Genomic DNA, 15805 nt, shown 5'->3' with positions numbered 1-15805 from the left:
GGGCGCCGCTTCAGCCGAGCATCAGGAAGCCGGGTTGATCGGCTTTTCCGGGTACCAGGCGTCCAGCAGCGGGCTGACTTCGATGGAGGTCAGTTCGCTACGGCCTTTGAGCCAGGCTTCGACAGCGGCACGTTGCTCTTCGCTGACCGAGCCACGTTCTGCCAGGCAAACCAGGCCGAAATCATCACCACCGACATAGTCCAGGCCGTTGGCGTCCATGGCTTCTGCCAGGAAGGCGTCGAGGAAGGCATCGATGGCTTCGTCGGACAGGTCTTCCTTGAAACCCAGGTTCAATTCGAAACCCAGCTCCTGGAATTCATCAACGCACAGCTTCTTGCGCAGACGACGGGAACGGTTGGTAGCCATGAAACAATCCTCTTGAGTAATAACGCGCGGCACTTTAACAGTTTCCGCAGTACAACGGCGCTTTTCCGTCGAACGTGGCGCATGAGTGCTGCGCTTGGGGCATAATGCGCACTATATTTCGTAGAGGGGCCATCATCTCTTACAGCCCCTATGTCTTTTTCCCTCGTCCGCAGGGTATGAATCTCATATGATCAAATCGCTCCGCCCCCTCGTTCTCGCCGGCATGCTCCTGCCGTTCGCCCTGCCCAGCCAGGCTGCGGCTGTAAACACCACGCTGCCACCCAAGGTTCAGCAAGCGCTCAAAGCCAGCAAACTGCAGGACAGCGCACTGTCACTGGTGATGCTGCCGCTCAATGGCCCTGGCACGCCGACCGTGTTCAACGCCGATGTGTCGGTCAACCCGGCCTCGACCATGAAGCTGGTCACCACCTATGCAGCCCTCGAACTGCTCGGCCCGACATTCCAGTGGAAGACCGAGTTCTACACCGATGGCACCCTGAGCAACGGCGTGCTCAACGGCAACCTGTACCTCAAGGGCGGCGGTGACCCCAAGCTGAACATGGAGAAGCTGTGGCTGCTGATGCGTGACCTGCGCGCCAACGGCGTGCGCACCATCACCGGCGACCTGGTGCTGGACCGTAGCCACTTCGTACAGCCCAACCTGCCGCATTTCAATGATGACGGCGGCGACATGAACAAGCCCTTCCTGGTCAAGCCCGACTCCTTGCTGGTCAACCTCAAGGCCCTGCGCTTCGTCGCCCGCAACGATGGCGGCAAAGTGACTGTCGCCGTTGAGCCACCCATTGCGAGCATTCGCATCGACAACCAGGTCAAGCCAGTTGCCTCCAGAAAGTGCACTGGCGATGTACGCTACAACCCGGTGCCTCAAGCCGATGGCATGAATGTGGTGGTCAGCGGCCAGTTGGGCGATGGCTGCAACTCGCAGACCTACCTCGCGCTGCTCGATCACCCGACCTACGCCGCCGGTGCCGTGCGCGCGATCTGGAACGAGCTGGGTGGCAGCATCCAGGGCCGTGACCGTATCGAGAACGTGCCCAAGGGCGCGCGCCTGCTGGCACGGGCCTTCTCGCCCGACCTGGTGGAGGTGATCCGGGACATCAACAAGTACAGCAACAACACCATGGCCCAACAGCTGTTTCTGAGCCTTGGCGCACAGTTCCGTACCGACGCCGATGGCGACGATGCCCGCGCCGCCCAACGCGTGATTCGCCAGTGGTTGGCCAAGAAAGGTATCACCGCGCCGCACCTGGTGATGGAAAACGGCTCGGGCCTGTCGCGTGCTGAACGGGTAAGCACCCGGGAAATGGCTGCATTGCTGCAAGCGGCGTGGAATAGCCCCTACTCCGCCGAGTTCATCAGTTCGATGCCATTGGTGGGGATGGACGGCACCATGCGCAAGCGCCTCAAGCGCACCGCCATGGCCGGCGAAGGCCACATCAAGACGGGCACCCTGAATACCGTACGCGCCATCGCGGGTTTCAGCCGTGACAGCAACGGCAATACCTGGGCAGTGGCGGCGATCCTCAACGACCCGAAACCCTGGGGTGCATCGCAGGTACTCGACCAGGTACTGCTGGACCTGTATCGCCAACCCAAAGCCGGTAACCGGACGGCAGGCGTCAACCCATGATCTGACTCCAACAGATCCGGCCTCATCGCCGGCAAGCCGGCCACATGGCTTTGCGCCGGCTTCAGAAATTGGGCAGGCCTTAAGCTCTGCGCGGTCGCGGTGGGAGCCGGCAAGCTGGCTGCCACTTGGATTTGCGCCGGCTTTTAGAAATTGGGCAAGGCGGGTGCTGTCACAGGCAAAGCGCAGGCCTTGAGAACTGCGCGGTTGGGGTGGGAGCCGGCTTGCCGGCGATGAGGCCGGTGCGCACACCTCAGCTCAATTCTGCCTCGACACGATCCCTGCCTGCCTGCTTGGCTGCATAGACGCCAGCATCAGCCCGCAGCAACAGGGCATCGGCACCCTCCCCCGGCCGCCATCCAGCCACGCCAAAACTGGCGGTCACTTTGCCAACGCCTTCGACAGGCACATTGCGCACGCCGTGCCACAGTTCCATCGCCAACAGCCGCGCCTGTTCGGCGCTGCTGCCTGGGCACAGCACCATGAACTCTTCCCCGCCAAGCCGGCAGAAAACGTCGGTACGCCGCAAGCGCTGACCGATGCGCTGGCACAAGCTGCGCAGCACATGATCCCCCACGGCATGGCCGTACTGGTCGTTGATCCTCTTGAAGTGGTCGATGTCGAGCATGATCACTGCCAGTTCCTGATCATCACGCTGGGCTCGGTCCAGTTCGGCCTTCAGCCGCTCCTGGAAGTAGCGGCGGTTGTGGATACCGGTCAGGGCGTCGGTCACCGATAGCTTACGCAAATCCTCCTCCACACCCTTGAGGTCGGAAATGTCGGTCAGGTAACCATGCCAGAGCGTACAACCGTCTTCACCGACCTCGGGCGTGGCCTCGCCGCGCACCCAGCGCAAACCGGCTTTGGGCAGGCACACCCGGTACTCTTCACGCCAAGGGGACAGGTGTTCGGCCGAGTCGCGCACGGAGCGTCGCACGCGCTCAAGGTCATCGGCATGAATGCGCTCGAACACCACCGTGGCGTCCTTCTGCAGCAACTGCAAGTCGATCTCGTAGATATCGAACAGCCCTTGGCTGGCGTAGGGGAAACACGAGTGGCCGTTGGCGTCCAGGCGATACTGATAAATGCCGCCCGGCACCTCGGCACTGAGCTTCTCCAGCAGCCGATCACGCATCGCCAGCGCCTCATGCACACGACGCTGCTCGGTGACATCGATGCAAATTGCCAGGTAACCCACCCAAAGCCCCTGCTCGTCGAGCACTGCGGTCACCAGCATGTTGGCCAACAGCTGGCTGCCGTCCTTGCGCACCAGGGTCCACTCGCCTGGCTGCGCGCCACCGCCCTGCAAGGTCTCGGCGAACATCGCCTGGCCACCGTCAATCTGACGCCCGTAGCGCAGGCTCAGGGCATGGGCGCGCTGGCTGAGTTCCTCAGGCAGGACCAGGTGTTCCAGATGAAGGTGCCCGACCGCTTCGCTGGCCGCGTAACCCAGCATGCGTTCGGCACCGGCATTGAAGGTACTGACCACGCCCTTGAGGCTGGTCGCGATGATAGCGACCTGGGTAGCAGCATCAAGCACACTGCGCAGCTGATTATGCGTCTCGCGCAACGACTGCTCGCTGACCCGCAACTGCGCGGTACGCTGCTCCACCAGCTTGAGCGCCCGTTGCCGCTGGCTGAACAGACTGTACAGCAACGCACTGAGCAACAGGCTCAGCAGGCCACCGAGCAAGCCCACAGCCAGCGCTGCCGAGGAGCGGTTGCCCTGCATGAATACCTGGCTGGGGCGGATATCAAGCTGGTAATGATGGTCGGCCAGGTGCAGCAGCTGCGTGCTGACCAACGCCAATGGCGCGGCCGGGTTCTGCGAGTCGAACAACAACTCATGGCCATCGCGCCCACTGGGGTCGACGATGCGTACCACCAGGTTGTCCTCGGCAATGGCCGGCAGGCCGTCCGTGATCAGTTGCCGCAGGTTCAGCAGCGCCATGGCATACCCTGCAGGGCCGTCAGCCTGCGCGGTGTAGAACACCGGCGCGACCATCAACAGCCCGCGGGCGTAGCCCGGCGCCACACTGATCATGTCCAGCGGCGCCGACACTGCCATGCTACCGGGCTCCACGGCACGCATCAGGGTCTGGTCACGTACCGCCTGGCCGCGCAGGTCCAGCCCGTAGGGTTGCCCCTGCATCTGGGTTGCTTGGGTGTAAAGCACAGGGAAGTAGTGATCACGTGGCGGCGCCGGGTGCCAATCGCCCCCCTCGTCCAGGTCACGGATCAAGTAGGCCTGACCCAACGCAGCACTGGCCCGGCGCTCGAACTCAAGCCGCTGCGCGCCTTCAACCCGCGGCGCCCACGAGTACGCCTGGGTACGTTGCAGCAAGGGGCGGGCGTAGCCGTTGAACTCGCTTGGGGTGACTTCGTTGGAGAAGCTGAAAAAGCGGCGCAAGCTGTCCAGGCGCTGCTCCTGGTCATCGAAGCGCTCGGCGATACGGCTATAGCGCTCGCTGGCCAGCAGCTCGAAGCGCTGGCGCAGTTGCTGCTTGTAAAACGCATGCGTGGCCAGCGCCAGGGCAATCGACAGCAAGCTGCCGGCCACCAGCGCCACCAACGCCACTGCCCAGGCAGCCATCGCCTGGCTGCACAGGCCCAACACCTTCGCACGCACGCCATACTTCGACATAGATCGGTCTCGTCACGTCAGCGTCCTGCGAAAATCATGGCCCTGTGCTGAGTTATAGCTATTGGCCATTAGCGATGCAACGTTGCCTGTCGCATTAGCGCAGTTGCAGGCGCCAGGCGCGGTGGATGCGATTGTTACGGGCAAAATCCGGGTCCAGTGTCTGCGCCGTGATTTCCTCCACCACGTACCGCGCAGCCAGGTGCTCATCGAGCTGGAACTTGCGGAAGTTGTTGGAGAAATACAGCACACCGCCGGGGGCCAGGCGCGCCATGGCCAGGTCGAGCAGTTGCACGTGGTCACGCTGCACGTCGAACACACCTTCCATGCGTTTGGAGTTGGAGAAGGTTGGCGGGTCGATGAAGACCAGGTCGTAGGTGTCGCGATTGGCTTCCAGCCACGCCATGACATCACCCTGCTCCAAGCGGTTGCGCTCGGAGAAACCGTTCAGCGACAGGTTGCGCCGCGCCCAGTCCAGGTAGGTCTTGGACAGGTCGACGCTGGTGGTACTGCGCGCACCGCCCTTGGCAGCATGTACGCTGGCCGTCGCGGTGTAGCAGAACAGGTTCAGGAAGCGCTTGCCGGCGGCCTCACGCTGGATGCGCATGCGCATCGGGCGGTGGTCGAGGAACAGGCCCGTGTCGAGGTAGTCGGTGAGGTTGACCAGCAGCTTGACGCCACCTTCACTGACCTCATGGAAGCGCCCTTCGGTGGCCTGGCGCTCATACTGGCGGGTGCCGCTCTGCCGCTCACGGCGCTTGAGCACCACATGCTGCGGGTCGACGCCCAGCGCCTGGGGGATCGCCGACAAGGCATCGAGCAGGCGCGCCTGGGCCTTTTCCGGGTCGATCGAGCGTGGCGCGGCGTACTCCTGCACGTGTACCCAATCCTGATAGAGGTCGACCGCCAAGGCATATTCAGGCATATCGGCATCGTACACGCGGTAGCAGTCGATCTGCTCCTTGCGCGCCCACTTGCCCAGTTGCTTGAGGTTCTTCTGCAGGCGGTTGGCGAACATCTGAGCGCCTTCGGACAGGCGTGCAGGCTCATTGGCTACCGGCAGCGGTCGGCGGGTATCGCCGCTCTCGGCCTGGGCCTCGCGACGCTCGCCGGTGACGAACTGATCAGGCTGCACCTTGAAAAGCAGCAGTTTGCACGGCAGCGCGCCGTTCCAGAACGCATATTGCTTGTGGCTGCGGATGCCCATGCGCTTGCCCAACTCCGGCGCACCGGTGAACACCGCCGCTTCCCAGCCCATGCACGCCTGGCGCAAGCGCTCGCCGAGGTTCTGGTAGAGATACAGCAAGCTGGCCTCGTCACCCAGACGCTCGCCATAGGGCGGGTTACTGATGACCAGGCCCTTCTGGTTCTGATCAGGGCGCGGCTCGAAGCTGGCGACTTCCCCTTGGTAGATCTTGACCCAGTCGCTCAGGCCTGCGCGCTCGACGTTGTTGCGCCCCGGCTGGATCAGCCGTGGGTCTGCCTCGTAGCCGCGAATCCACAGCGGCGGCTTGGCCAGCCCAGCCTGTGCACGGGCCTGCGCCTCTTCGTGAACCTTGCGCCAGGTGGCTGGCACATGGCCAAGCCAGGCGCTGAAGCCCCAGCGCTCGCGCTTGAGGTTGGGTGCCATATCGGCGGCGATCATGGCCGCCTCGACCAGGAAGGTACCTACACCGCACATCGGGTCGGCCAGAGCGCCACCCTCGGCGGCGATTCGTGGCCACCCGGCACGGATGAGCACTGCCGCTGCCAGGTTTTCCTTGAGTGGCGCAGCACCCTGCTGCAGACGATATCCGCGCTGGTGCAGGCTGTGGCCGGAGAGGTCGAGCGAAAGAATTGCCTCGCCACGGTCCAGGCGCAGGTGTACACGCACGTCCGGGTCGACCTTCTCCACCGACGGGCGCAAGCCTTCACGGTTGCGCAGCTTGTCGACGATGGCGTCCTTGACCTTCAGAGCGCCGAAGTGGGTGTTGTCGATGCCCGAGCCATGGCCACTGAATTCGACCGCCAGGGTACCGTCGGCCGCCAGGTGATCGGCCCAGTCGACAGCGTTCACACCGTCGTAGAGGTCGTCGGCGTTTTTCATGTTGAAGCGCTTGAGCACCAACAGCACGCGGTTGGCAAGGCGCGACCAGAGGCACAGGCGGTAGGCGGTTTCCATGTCGGCCGCGCCGCGGATGGCCGAAGTGTGCTCGCGCACATCGTCAAGGCCCAGGGCCTTGGCCTCTTCGGCAAGCAGGCCTTCCAGGCCTTTGGGGCAGGTGAGATAAAGTTCGAAACGGTCCGACATGTGTATTCCAGAGCCTTGGGCTATTTGATTGACGAGGTGACGCATCGCCCCGCCGATGTTTGCCCGAACGCCCTTCCAGCAAGCGTCCGAGTGGCCTTTGGCTGCGCGACATGCTGCAGCTGATGGGCCGGGCCGCCTGATCGATCCACTCTCGCCAGTGGCAGAGAGAGCTTAGATCATCAGGCAGTGCATAAAATTTCTACCGATTTCAGGGATGATGTGACCCTTCGTCGCATTACCAGATATTTCTTTCATCGCAGCGCAACGCTGGCGAAATGACGTCAAGGTTCAGCAAACCCCGATCATAGCGGGCTCAACGTCAAACAAGGTTGAGTCGCATTTATTTACTTATCCCCTCACCCTTGGAAACGTTACGTCCTTATGACAAATCGATCATTCCCTCGGTCACTCGCATTCGTTAGAACTGGTCTCAGGCCGCTTCGCAACGAGGCGGCACTTTCAGCCCGCCACGCCGGCAGCGGGCGCAAACCGGCAGAAAGACTCTGCCCGGCCTCGGAGAGGCCGACGGGACATTACAGTCAACAAGTGAGGGCAACACCCTATGAGAAGACTTAAGCGTGATCCGTTGGAAAGAGCATATTCACGTGGCTACCAATACGGGGTCACCGGCAAATCCCGCGAACTTTGCCCCTTCAATCTTCCTTCTGTTCGCCAAGCCTGGATCAACGGCTGGCGTGAAGGTCGCGGTGATAACTGGGACGGAATGACTGGCACCGCTGGCATCCATAGACTCAACGAAAATCACGCCGTTGGCTGAACGAGGACACTGAATTCGAGTCACCATGCACGCCCCATCCGGGCGGCGGGCTAAGGCCCAGGGGCCCCTTGATGGGGCCCTTTTTTATGCCTGCGTGATCATGCCCGCGGCATCGCAGCGATCGCATCCACCGCTTCGCGGATCAGCGCCGGCCCTTTATAGATGAAGCCTGAGTAGATCTGCACCAGGCTCGCGCCAGCGGCGATCTTCTCTGCGGCGTGACGGCCTTCGGTGATACCACCGGCAGCGATGATCGGCATCTTGCCGTTGAGCTCGGCCGACAAGACCTTGACGATATGGGTGCTCTTTTCCAGCACCGGTGCACCGGAAAGGCCGCCCGCCTCCCCGCCATACGGCAGGTTTTCAACGCCTTCACGGCCCATGGTGGTGTTGGTGGCGATCACCGCATCCATGCCCGATTCCATCAGCGTTGCTGCCACCAGCGCAGTTTCTTCATCACTCATGTCCGGCGCGATCTTTATCGCCAGCGGTACACGCTTGCCATGCTCGCCAGCCAGCTGTTCACGGCGCTCGGCCAGGGCATCGAGCAGTTGCTTGAGCGAATCACCGAACTGCAGGCTGCGAAGGCCTGGGGTATTGGGCGAGCTGATGTTCACCGTTACGTAGCTGGCGTGGCCATAGACCTTGTTCAGGCAGATCAGGTAATCGTCGACCGCGCGCTCAACCGGGGTGTCGAAGTTCTTGCCGATGTTGATGCCCAGCACGCCGCTGTAACGCGCGGCGCGCACCCGCTCGAGCAGGTGATCGACGCCCAGGTTGTTGAAGCCCATGCGGTTGATGATTGCCGTTGCCTCTGGCAGGCGGAACAAACGCGGCTTCGGATTGCCCGGCTGCGCTCGCGGGGTCACGGTGCCGATCTCGACAAAACCGAAGCCCAGCTGGGCAAAGCCATCGATGGCCGCGCCATTCTTGTCCAGGCCTGCCGCCAGCCCAACCGGGTTGGCGAAGTTCAAGCCCATTACCGACACCGGCAATGCCGCCGGCTGCTTGCACAGCGCGCCGTTGAGCCCGAGGCGGCCACCGGCGCCGATCAGGTCCAGGGACAGGTCATGGGAGGTTTCCGGGGAAAGCTTGAACAGCAGCTGGCGGGCCAGGGTATACATGGGCGGGCAAGGCTCGGGGTAAGTGAGGGTGCGATTATAGCCAGCGCGCGGCCGGCATGACAGCGCCTTGGCACATGCGTTGCTACATCGCCTGCACACAGCCTATTCAGTACAGGCGAGGATCTACGTGAATACATCACCCCTGGCATGGGTCAACGGCAGCGACGCACCCGAAAAAACCAGCCTCGACATCGGCTTCATGGCGTTGACCGATTGTGCGTCGGTGGTGGTCGCAGCCACCCAGGGCTTCGCCCAGCAACACGGCCTGACCCTGAACCTCAAACGTCAGGGCTCATGGGCAGGCCTGCGCGACAAACTGGCCAGCGGTGAACTGGATGCCGCGCATTGCCTCTATGGCCTGGTCTACGCCGTGCACCTGGGCATCGGCGGGGTACCGGCCAGGGACATGGCGGTGCTCATGGGCCTGAACCAGAATGCCCAGGCCATCAACCTGTCCCCCGCACTTCAACGCAAGGGCGTGACCACACCTGATGCACTGGCACGCCAAGTGCACCAGCAGGGTGCAAAGCTGACCTTCGCCCAGACATTCCCCACTGGCACCCATGCCATGTGGCTGTATTACTGGCTGGCAAGCCAAGGTATTCACCCCCTGCACGACGTCAACAGCGTGGTGGTGCCACCGGCGCAGATGATGGCGCACATCCAGGCTGGCCGTATCGATGGCTTCTGCGTCGGCGAACCCTGGGCCGGCGCCGCCGTGGCGCAGGGCCAGGGTTTTACCTTGGCCACCAGCCAGTCGATCTGGGCCGACCACCCGGAAAAGGTCCTGGCCTGCGAACGCACCTTCGCCGAGCAATACCCCAACAGCGCCCGGGCGCTGATCAAAGCGGTCCTCGCCGCCAGCCGCTTCATTGAACAAAACCAGGAAAATCGCCACGGCACCGCGCAGCTGCTCAGTAGCAGCGCCTACCTGGATACGCCCCTTGAAAACGTCGAACCGCGCCTGCTCGGGGTGTATCAGGACGGCCTAGGCAACCACTGGCAGGACCCGCATGCCCTGCGCCTGTTCGATCAGGGGCGGGCCAATGTGCCTTACCTGTCCGATGGCATGTGGTTCATGACCCAGTTCCGTCGCTGGGGGCTGCTGCGCGATGATCCCGACTACCTCGGCGTAGCGCGCCAGGTCCAGCAGCTGGCGCTTTACCAGCAGGCCGCCGATGCGCTCGGCGTGGCTTGCCCTGGCACGCCGATGCGCAGCAGCGTGCTGATCGACGGCATCGGTTGGGATGGCAGCGACCCCTACGGTTACGCCCGCAGCTTCAGCCTGCACGCCTTGGGCGATACGCCCGATGCCCGTATCGGCCTTTGAGGGGCACCGCCATGCTGCGCATCCTGCTGATCGACGATACCCAGAACAAGCTCGGCCGACTCAAGGCTGCACTGCGCGAGGCCGGCTTCGAGGTGATCGAGGCGCCAGACTTAACCATCGACCTGCCGGCCTGCGTCGAAATGGTGCGCCCGGACGTGGTATTGATCGATACCGATTCACCCGACCGCGATGTGATGGAACAGGTGGTGATGGTCAGCCGCGACCAGCCACGGCCAATTGTGCTGTTCACCGACGAGCATGACCCCGGGGTGATGCGCCAGGCGATCCAGGCCGGGGTCAGCGCGTACATCGTCGAGGGTATTCACGCCGCCCGCTTGCAGCCCATCCTGGATGTAGCCATGGCCCGCTTCGAGAGCGACCAGGCGCTCAAGGCCCAGCTGCAGGCCCGCGACCAGCAACTGGCCGAGCGCAAGCGCATCGAGCAGGCCAAGGGCCTGTTGATGAAAATGAAAGACTGCAATGAAGAACAGGCGTACACCCTGATGCGCCGCCAGGCCATGAGCCGCCAGCAGAAGCTGATCCAGGTGGCTGAGCAGATCATCGCCATGCACGAGATGCTGGGCTAGGCAGCGGCCGTACAATGTTGGCCCAGCTCTTGCTGAAGATATCGCACCGGTAGCCAACGGCGGTTGCCTACAAACCCCGACAAAGACGTCGCTCACCCCTCCACGCCAGTGGGCCGGGTAGCGGCGTCTTTTCGTTTCCGTTGCATTGCCGAGTGAGGTGTTCGATGAGTACCAGCTTCTGGAAATCCGGGCATGTGCCCACGCTGTTCGCTGCGTTCCTGTATTTCGACCTGAGCTTCATGGTGTGGTACCTGCTCGGCCCGCTGGCCGTACAGATCGCCGCCGACCTGCAACTGAGTGCACAACAGCGGGGCCTGATGGTCGCGACACCCATTCTCGCCGGTGCCGTGCTGCGCTTTGTCATGGGCCTGCTGGTCGACCGCCTCTCACCAAAAACCGCCGGGCTGATCGGCCAGGTCATCGTTATTGTCGCCCTGGCCTGCGCCTGGTACCTGGGCGTGCACAGCTTCGAACAAGCCCTGCTGCTCGGCGTGTTCCTCGGTGTTGCCGGCGCCTCGTTCGCTGTGTCGCTGCCGCTGGCCTCGCAATGGTATCCGCCGCAGCATCAGGGCAAGGCGATGGGCATCGCTGGCGCAGGCAACTCCGGCACCGTCTTCGCCGCGTTGCTGGCCCCGGTGCTGGCTGCAGGCTTTGGCTGGAACAATGTGTTCGGTTTCGCCGTGATCCCGCTGCTGCTAACGGTGGTGGTGTTCGCCCTGCTCGCGCGCAATGCACCACAACGGCCCAAGCCAAAGGCCATGGCCGACTACCTCAAGGCGCTGGGTGATCGCGACAGCTGGTGGTTCATGTTCTTCTACAGCGTCACCTTCGGCGGCTTCATCGGCCTGGCCAGCGCCCTGCCCGGCTATTTCAGCGACCAGTATGGCCTCAGCCCGATCACCGCGGGCTACTACACCGCCGCCTGCGTGTTCGCCGGCAGCCTGATGCGCCCGCTGGGCGGCGCCCTGGCTGACCGTTTCGGGGGCATCCGCACCCTGCTTGGCATGTACAGCGTGGCCGCCATCTGCATTGCTGCCGTGGGCTTCAACCTGCCCAGCGCCACCGCGGCCCTGGCGTTGTTCGTCAGTGCCATGCTTGGCTTGGGCGCGGGCAACGGCGCGGTGTTCCAGTTGGTCCCGCAACGCTTCCGCCAGGAGATCGGTGTGATGACCGGGCTGATCGGCATGGCTGGCGGCATCGGCGGCTTCCTGCTGGCGGCCGGGCTCGGCACCATCAAGCAGCACACCGGTGACTACCAGATGGGCCTGTGGCTGTTCGCTAGCCTGGGCCTGCTGGCCTGGTTCGGGCTGCACGGGGTCAAGCAGCGCTGGCGCACCACCTGGGGCTCTGCCGCGGTCACTGCGGCGCGGGTCTGAGGCGAACCGATGAGCCTGCAACTGAGTTTCGCCCAGGCCAGCGCCACCGGCCCGCGCGAGGAAAACCAGGACGCCTTGCGCCTGGTAACCCCGGCGCCCGAGCTTGCCGCCAGCAAGGGCTACCTGTTCGCCCTTGCCGACGGCGTCAGCCACTGTGCTGACGGAGGCCTTGCGGCCCGGGCCAGCCTGCAGGCCCTGGCCATGGATTACTACGCCACCCCCGCAACCTGGAGCGTGGCGCAGGCACTGGACCGCCTGCTGTCGGCGCAGAACCGCTGGCTGCGCGCTCAGGGCAGCCAGCCGTTACTGACCACGCTCAGTGCGCTGGTGCTGCGCGGGCGCCGCTTCACCTTGGCACACGTCGGCGATTGCCGCGCCTATCGCTGGCACCACGGCCACCTGCAGTGCCTGAGTGAAGATCATGTGTGGGACCAACCCGGCATGCAGCATGTGCTCAAACGCGCGCTGGGCCTGGACCAACACCTGCTGGTGGATTACCTGGACGGTGAACTGCAGCCAGGCGAATGCTACCTGTTGGTCAGTGACGGCGTGTGGGCCAGCCTGGGTGACCAGCACATCCAGGCCGTGCTGCGCGAGCAACCCGACTTGCAACTGGCTGCAGATACACTGGTCGCCAGCGCCCATCACCATGGCAGCCAGGACAATGCCAGTGCCCTGCTGGTACGGATCGAACAAGTGGGCACGGCCAACCTTGGCGACACCTTGGTCCAACTGCAGCAATGGCCGTTGCCCCGCGAACTGCGCGAAGGCCAGGTAATCGATGGCTGGCAGGTCGAGGCGCGGCTGGCGCACAGTCGCCAATCGCTGTTGTACCGCGTGCGCGACGGCCAAGGCCAGCCGTGGCTACTGAAAACCCTGCCTGCCGAACGCGAACAGGAGCCGGGCGCTGCACAGGCGCTGTTGCTCGAGGAATGGTTCCTGCGCCGCGTAGCCGGCCGCCATTTCCCCGAACTGCACGCCGCCAGCCAGCGCCAGCACCTGTACTACGTGATGCGCGAGCACAGCGGTCGAACCCTCGCCGCACAACTGGCCGAGCAGGGCCCGTTGCCGCTGGCCCAGTGGCTGGAAGTGGCCCGCCAGTTACTGCAGGCCGTCGGCGTGCTGCACCGGCGCAACCTGCTGCACCGTGACATCAAGCCCGATAACCTGCACCTGGGCACAGACGGCCAACTGCGCCTGCTGGACTTCGGCCTGGCGTACTGCCCGGGGCTGTCCGAAGACCCATGCCACGAACTACCCGGCACGCCCTCCTACATCGCCCCGGAAGCCTTCGAAGGCCAGCCGCCGAGCCCGCGCCAAGACCTTTATGCCGCGGGAGTGACGCTCTACCACCTGCTGACCGGGCATTACCCCTATGGGGAGGTCGAAGCCTTCCAGCGCCCACGCTTTGGCCAACCGGTCAATGCGGCGCGCTATCGCCCCGACTTGCCAGAGTGGCTGCAGCACAACCTGCAACAAGCCGTGGCCACGGACCCGGCGCAGCGCTTCGAAACCGCCGAACAGTGGTTACTGCTGCTCGAACGTGGTGACCGCCAGACGCTGCACAGCCATCCACGCCCATTGCTGGAACGCGAGCCACTGAAGGTCTGGCGCACCCTGGCCCTACTGTCGCTGTTGCTCAACCTGATATTGCTGTTCAGCCTGTTCAAGGGCTGAGCACGCCTTGCCGATGAGGAAACCCTGATGAATGCAAAAGTCTGGCTGGTCGGTGCCGGCCCCGGTGACCCCGAACTGCTCACCCTCAAAGCGGTGCGGGCGCTGCAACAGGCGCATGTGGTGATGATCGACGACCTGGTCAACCCGGCCGTGCTGGAACACTGCCCACAGGCACGGGTGATCGCCGTGGGCAAACGGGGGGGCTGCCGCTCCACACCCCAGGCGTTCATTCAGCGCCTGATGCTGCGCCATGCGCGCCAAGGTCGCTGCGTCGTGCGGCTCAAAGGCGGCGACCCGTGCATTTTTGGCCGTGGCGGCGAGGAGGCTTCGTGGCTGCAAGGGCATGGCATCGAGGTCGAAGTGGTCAACGGCATCACTGCTGGCCTGGCCGGCGCGACCCAGTGCGGCATCTCGCTAACCGCTCGCGGGATTAGCCGTGGGGTGACGCTGGTGACCGCACACACACAGGATGACAGCGAGCTGAACTGGGCAGCGCTGGCACAGGGTGGCACGACCCTGGTGGTGTACATGGGCGTTGCGCGGCTGGAGCAGATCCGCCAGGGCTTGCTGGACGGCGGCATGGCGCCGGGGATGCCGGTCGCGATGATCGAGAACGCGTCACTGCCCGAGCAGCGCGAGTGGCGCAGCGACCTGCGGGGTATGCTGGAGGCTGCGAGAGCATTCAACTTGCGTAGCCCGGCAATCCTGGTGATTGGCGAGGTAGCAGGGAACGTGATGGCCCACCCGTGGATGGCGGCAGCCGGGTGATGCGGTGTTTTCAGGCCTGAAGGCTTGCCTGGAAACTACACATTGCAGATAAAGAAAAACCCGGCCGAGGCCGGGTTTTTCATTGAAGCTTCAACCAATTACTTGGCTTGGGCTTCTACCTGAGCTTCAACGCGACGGTTGATAGCACGGCCTTCTTCGGTGGCGTTGTCGGCAACCGGACGGGTTTCGCCGTAGCCAACCGAGTCAACGCGAGTCGACTCAACACCGTACTGCTGGGTCAGCACTTCTTTAACAGCGTTGGCACGACGCTCGGACAGCTTCTGGTTGTAAGCGTCTGGGCCCACGGAGTCAGTGTGACCTTCAACCACGGTGGTGGTTTGTGGGTACTGCTTCATGAAGTCAGCCAGGTTCTTGATGTCGCCGTAGCTGTTAGGCTTGACGACCGACTTGTCGAAGTCGAACTTGACGTCCAGCTCAACGCGAACGACTTCGGCAACAGCCGGGCAGCCATCAGCGTCAACGGTAACGTTGGCCGGGGTGTCTGGGCACTTGTCGACGTTGTCGCAAACGCCGTCGTTGTCGCTGTCGGAGCAGACTTCAGCAACTGGGGCAGGAGCCGGAGCAACTTTGCCACCGCTGCCACCGAAGTTCAGACCCACACCAACGGTCGGGCCCCACTCGGTGTTGCCGTTGTCGATGTTGTACATGGCTTCAACGCCAGCACGGGCGAAGAACATGTCGGTGATGTACCACTTGGCGCCAGCGCCAACGTTGGCGAAGGTGGAGTGGTCACGGCCGCTACGAGTGGCCTGGCCCAGGCTCTCGTGAGCGAAACCAGCGGAAACGTACGGACGCAGAGCGTCGCCAACGGTACCGAAGTGGTAGGTAGCGTCGAGCTTGGCTTTGGAACCTTTGATGTCTTTGTTGAAGACTTCGCCACGAGCGTTGTGAGTCTCGTTGTAGCCCAGGTCCAGGGAGACGTCATCGGTCAGGAAGTAACCGAGGCGAACACCAGGATTGGTGCCGTCGTTCTTGAAGTTACGCTCGCTGTCGTAGTACTGCTTGGTGACGTTGCCTTCGATCTCGACAGCGCCTTGGCCTTGAGCCAGAACGCCGAACGAAGTAGCTGCTACGAGCGAGCCAATGGCCAAGCCCAAGGTGTTTTTCAATTTCATCCGTTAAATCCCCATCTGGTGATAGTTAAGCAGTCCCACCAAAATCCGGCGGACAACTCGACGGCAAGTCTAGCAGAACTCGCC

At 63.3% G+C, this 15805-nt stretch carries 12 protein-coding genes; 7 read left to right on the top strand and 5 right to left on the bottom strand.

Annotated features, from left to right (window positions below):
* Nucleotides 1-21 precede the first annotated feature (21 nt).
* Complete coding sequence (locus ACIPZH_RS24825; protein ID WP_267822222.1) at nt 22-366, bottom strand: YggL family protein; 345 nt, start codon at nt 364-366, stop codon at nt 22-24.
* A 187-nt stretch (nt 367-553) separates the two neighbouring features.
* Here ACIPZH_RS24825 and dacB point away from each other — a divergent pair, with 187 nt between their 5' ends.
* Nucleotides 554-2017, top strand: a complete 1464-nt coding sequence (dacB, locus tag ACIPZH_RS24820) for a D-alanyl-D-alanine carboxypeptidase/D-alanyl-D-alanine-endopeptidase (RefSeq protein ID WP_400638200.1) — start codon at nt 554-556, stop codon at nt 2015-2017.
* 250 nt (nt 2018-2267) lie between these two features.
* On the opposite strand, the gene ACIPZH_RS24815 is transcribed toward dacB, so the two are convergent.
* Both ACIPZH_RS24815 and rlmKL read right to left on the bottom strand, forming a co-directional pair.
* The gene (locus ACIPZH_RS24815; RefSeq protein WP_400638198.1) at nt 2268-4658 is read right to left on the bottom strand and encodes a diguanylate cyclase; all 2391 of its coding nucleotides are present in this window, start codon (nt 4656-4658) and stop codon (nt 2268-2270) included.
* Between the two features lie 94 nt (nt 4659-4752).
* Nucleotides 4753-6945: a bifunctional 23S rRNA (guanine(2069)-N(7))-methyltransferase RlmK/23S rRNA (guanine(2445)-N(2))-methyltransferase RlmL gene (rlmKL, locus tag ACIPZH_RS24810; protein ID WP_241803114.1), complete on the bottom strand. Its 2193-nt coding sequence runs from the start codon at nt 6943-6945 to the stop codon at nt 4753-4755.
* Nucleotides 6946-7507: 562 nt separating this feature from the next.
* Here rlmKL and rmf point away from each other — a divergent pair.
* Entirely contained in the window at nt 7508-7723 is a 216-nt protein-coding gene (rmf, locus tag ACIPZH_RS24805) for a ribosome modulation factor (RefSeq protein ID WP_003248687.1), read from the top strand.
* Nucleotides 7724-7821: 98 nt separating this feature from the next.
* Here rmf and ACIPZH_RS24800 read toward each other — a convergent pair whose 3' ends face one another.
* Nucleotides 7822-8847, bottom strand: a complete 1026-nt coding sequence (locus ACIPZH_RS24800; RefSeq protein ID WP_241803113.1) for a quinone-dependent dihydroorotate dehydrogenase — start codon at nt 8845-8847, stop codon at nt 7822-7824.
* Between the two features lie 127 nt (nt 8848-8974).
* On the opposite strand from ACIPZH_RS24800, the gene ACIPZH_RS24795 reads away from it, so the two are divergent.
* The 5 genes from ACIPZH_RS24795 (at nt 8975) to cobA (ending at nt 14585) form a co-directional block, all read left to right on the top strand.
* Nucleotides 8975-10177, top strand: a complete 1203-nt coding sequence (locus ACIPZH_RS24795) for a CmpA/NrtA family ABC transporter substrate-binding protein (RefSeq protein ID WP_400638196.1) — start codon at nt 8975-8977, stop codon at nt 10175-10177.
* An 11-nt stretch (nt 10178-10188) separates the two neighbouring features.
* Nucleotides 10189-10764: an ANTAR domain-containing response regulator gene (locus ACIPZH_RS24790; RefSeq protein ID WP_254467401.1), complete on the top strand. Its 576-nt coding sequence runs from the start codon at nt 10189-10191 to the stop codon at nt 10762-10764.
* Between the two features lie 164 nt (nt 10765-10928).
* Nucleotides 10929-12140, top strand: a complete 1212-nt coding sequence (locus ACIPZH_RS24785) for a NarK/NasA family nitrate transporter (protein ID WP_241803111.1) — start codon at nt 10929-10931, stop codon at nt 12138-12140.
* A gap of 9 nt (nt 12141-12149) precedes the next feature.
* A complete protein-coding gene (locus tag ACIPZH_RS24780; RefSeq protein WP_400638195.1) occupies nt 12150-13817 on the top strand; it encodes a protein kinase in 1668 nt (555 codons plus the stop codon).
* Between the two features lie 27 nt (nt 13818-13844).
* The gene (cobA, locus tag ACIPZH_RS24775) at nt 13845-14585 is read left to right on the top strand and encodes a uroporphyrinogen-III C-methyltransferase (RefSeq protein WP_400638193.1); all 741 of its coding nucleotides are present in this window, start codon (nt 13845-13847) and stop codon (nt 14583-14585) included.
* A gap of 98 nt (nt 14586-14683) precedes the next feature.
* Here the strand turns inward: cobA and ACIPZH_RS24770 are convergent, their stop codons facing one another.
* On the bottom strand, nt 14684-15721 hold the full coding sequence (locus ACIPZH_RS24770; protein WP_241803108.1) for an OmpA family protein: 1038 nt from the start codon (nt 15719-15721) through the stop codon (nt 14684-14686).
* Nucleotides 15722-15805 lie beyond the last annotated feature (84 nt).

The organism is Pseudomonas sp. NPDC089758 (assembly GCF_044748705.1).
Taxonomy (GTDB): Bacteria; Pseudomonadota; Gammaproteobacteria; order Pseudomonadales; family Pseudomonadaceae; genus Aquipseudomonas; species Aquipseudomonas putida_X.
Note: the sequence above shows the minus strand (reverse complement) of the source record. Positions and strands in the feature narration are given on the sequence as shown.